The following is a 3,407-nucleotide window of genomic DNA, read 5'->3' on the forward strand; positions in this document are numbered from 1 at the left end:
CGGAGATGAAAGAGTCTAAGTAAGACTCGATGTCCGAAGCGGTTCGATCGCCTAGTCGGACTCGCCCGGCGTCATGATGCCGGTCCACTGGTTCGGATGATTGTCCTCGCCGGTGCCGGGATCGATTCCGAGTTTCGCCGACAAATCGCGGACGGCGGGATAGGCAGGGTCCAGGGCGGCCAGTTCGCGCAAGGCGGTCTCGGCGTCTTCGGGCTGTTTGTTCTCCAGGAACAGGCGCACGGCCGATTCAAAAAGTGCGATGCGCTTCTCCTTCACCTCGTCGGAATCCATGTTTTCCACGCGCCGTTCGCCGTAGAGATGGCCCAGGGCCATGGCTGCCCGTGGCTCGCCCAGGGCAAGGGCGCGCTCGAACAGGCGTAGGTCCTCGTTTGATTCGCGCGCCACGATGCGCCGGTCGACGATGTACCAGGCCAGTTTGTACATCGCCTCGCGGTTGCCCATGGCCACGGCCCGACGCAACCAGTTTGCTGAGGCATTGGGCAAGACCGGACCGGTGCGCGCGTCCATAAGGATTTCGGCGAGCTTTACCTGCGCCCGGCCATAACCGTCTTCAGCGAGGGCCTCCAGTTTCGTTCGCGCCTGCTCCCAATGTCTCGCCTTCACCTCGGCCAGAGCCTCCTGGTAGCGCTCGTGGTCCGAGCGTGCCGCTCGCTTCTGGCGGCGGAACAGCCACCACAGCAATGCGCCCGGCACCATCCACAGCAGCAGGAAGCGGAAACTCAGGATGACCCAGAGAATGCCAAAGGCAGTCAGCCACAGCGCGATATAGACGGCGAACAGATACACGGGCGCCGCCGAAAGCGCCTCGATGTAGCGGAAGCCACGGGTGTCCTCCTCGACCCAGTTGGTCCGCGGGTCGTTCAGCTGCACCTTGCCGGCGTTGACCTCCCCCGACCAGTGCCGGTGACGGCGGAATGCGGTCATGCCCAGGGCAAGACCCAACACGGCACCGGACAGGTGTGCGCCGTAGCCGATGCCACCGTTCCAGTCAAACACGATGCCGTTGATGTTGAGGGCGATGTACCAGAGGGCGACCACCCATCCCGGCAGGGCAATGGATCCGACGTTGATCATGAACCAGTAAAAGAAGCGCACCTTTGCGCGTGGCAGGAGCATGGTAAACAGCGCCATCACGCCCATGACCACGCCCGAAAGCCCAAGGGAGGGCCGCATGCCGATCTCGCCGATGAAGACGATGTTCTGCAGCGCGGAGATTCCGAACATCAGGAACAGGATGGTGGCCCCGAAAACCACGGAACCCAGTAGCGCCTCCACGGCAATAGCGAAGATTACGAAGAAGATCAGGTTGAAGATGATGTGTTCCCAATTTGCATGGGCAAGGGAACCGGTGATCATGCGCAGTGGATTCCAGGAAGGGGTCTCCGTCAGCAGCCTCCGTGTCAGTGCCGATGGCAATTCGTAGCTGGCGTCGTGGTACAGGGGCCGGAAGCGCTGGGGTACACGATGCTCTTCTTCCTTTTCGTTTGCGTAGGACCGGAGTGCGCGGTCAAACCAGAGCAGGGCATCGTCGCGATCGTAGCTTCCCTGTACATCGGCCAGGGCCGCGCCGCAGGCCTCGTTGCCGTCTAGTGGCGTCAGGATCCAGCCGACAAAGCGATTCCAGTTCCAGTCCCCGTAGACGCGGGCCAACAGGCCCTTGAGTTCGGTGTCGTGTACCTGGGCTCGGCAATAGGCGGTCGCCACCTGTTCAATGTGACGGTTGTTGTGCTTCTGCCCGAGAAACACGGCCAGGCACAGCAAACACACGACCAGCGTCGTCCATGGAAAGTGATTTGAGCGCAGCTCGGCACGATAGGGAAAGAAGAACATGGCCCGCCTGGTGAAAGAGGTTCTCTCACAGTATAGGCGAAGCGTCGGGGACCGCTTCCCCGGCGTGGTTTTCCTTCGTCAGGAGGCCGGGTTGGGCGAACCCGATTTGCCTTTGTGCCCGCTCGTGCGCGGGTGGACGATGACCTGCACGAAGGTGCGCGGCTGCATCGCCTCGGCCACGGCCTGGCGCAGGTCTTCCTTCTTGTAGGGAGGAATGTTCTTCGGCTTGAGGATGATGGCCGCGGCCGGCAACTCGGAATAGTCGTAGTCCTTCAACAGGTCCAGCCAGCGGCCGACATCATCCGCGCTGTGTTCCAGCCTCAATCTCGCCGCCCGCTTGGCCGTGCTCAGCTCCGACGGCCTCGGTCCTTCTTGCGCAAAATCCTGGAAGGTCTTGCGCATGATGCGCGCCACGTCCTGCGCGTACTCTGGGCGGGTGACGGCGAAGGCATAGATCTGCGACAGGCCGGGGAAGGCATAGTTGTCCTGCAGGCCCACGCTGGCGGAATACACATAGCCCTTCTTCACCCGCAGCACCCCGTTCAGGCGCTGGTCGAGGATGCGCGCCGCCCGCGCCAGCGCGCGCGTCTTCACATAGTCCGTGGGATCCGGCGCCTGCCAGCCGACGTACACCGCGGCCCGGTCGCTGTTCGAGTCCACGGCCAGGTCCTTGAACACGGGGCCGTGCATTGGAGGCAGCTCGCGCAGCTTCGCAAAGGCACCGGCCACCGGCCCGCGCCGATGCAGCGACCCGAGATAACGCTGCGCCAGGCGGATGGTGCGGTCCACATCCAGGTCGCCGGTGATGGCGAGCTCCAGCGGCGCGGTGCGCACGAGGTGGTCCATCCAGCGCTGGATCTTCTTGTGGGAATAGCGCGCGACCTCGGCCCGGGTCGGGTACTCCATGCGCGGGTCGTCCGAGGAACGCGCGCGCAGCACCGCCAGGCGCAAACGCATGCCGACATTGGCGTCGAGATCCTGCTCGCGGTTACCGAGGAAATCCAGGAAATTCCGGCGCGTGCTTTCCGACAACTCGGGGTGGCTCAATACCAGGTGCAGGTAGCGCAGGCCGCGCTCCAGGTGGTCGCTATCGGTGGCGAGGGCGACCGCGACGGCACCGCGGTGTTGCCCGAAGTCGACGGCGATGCGGTCGTGATTGAGCAGGCGCGCGAGATCGACGCCGCGCCGCGTCGGCGTTTCCGGCTCGCTCAGGGCGGCGGCCGCCAGCTCGGTGATGCCCCGGTTCTTGGCTGTCTCCTCCACGGTGCCACCGGCCAGCAGACCTGAGAGATAGACCGTGCCCTTGCGCTTGGGCAGGGGCTTGATGTGCAGGCGAACCCCGTTGGCGAAGGTCACGTGGGTCACGCCCAGGCGTTGGTCCACGGTGCGCGAGACCACCGTGCCCGGCTTCGGCAGGCTGTCGAGATAGGAATGAATGCGCGGGCGAAACGCGTACTGCGGCAAGGCCTGCCCGTGGGCGTGGGCGATGACGGCGCGCACGTCCTTGGCCGTCGGTGCCTGTCCCTGGGTGCGCACGATGATGGTGGTGTTGAAAC

At 64.2% G+C, this 3,407-nt stretch carries 2 protein-coding genes; both read right to left on the reverse strand.

What is annotated here, in order from left to right; translation table 11 throughout:
• Nucleotides 1-51 precede the first annotated feature (51 nt).
• The gene (locus tag P8X48_13090) at nucleotides 52-1,851 is read right to left on the reverse strand and encodes a rhomboid family intramembrane serine protease (GenBank protein MEJ2108237.1); all 1,800 of its coding nucleotides are present in this window, start codon (nucleotides 1,849-1,851) and stop codon (nucleotides 52-54) included.
• 78 nt (nucleotides 1,852-1,929) lie between these two features.
• Nucleotides 1,930-3,407: insulinase family protein (locus tag P8X48_13095; protein MEJ2108238.1), on the reverse strand; the 1,478-nt coding region annotated here is incomplete at its 5' end.

The organism is Acidiferrobacteraceae bacterium (assembly GCA_037388825.1).
In the GTDB taxonomy this organism is placed as follows: domain Bacteria; phylum Pseudomonadota; class Gammaproteobacteria; order Acidiferrobacterales; family JAJDNE01; genus JARRJV01.

What these genes read in the sequence shown, in the direction of transcription:
- P8X48_13090 (MEJ2108237.1), bottom strand. Translation starts at nt 1,851, where the DNA reads ATGTTCTTCTTTCCCTATCGTGCCGAGCTGCGCTCAAATCACTTTCCA.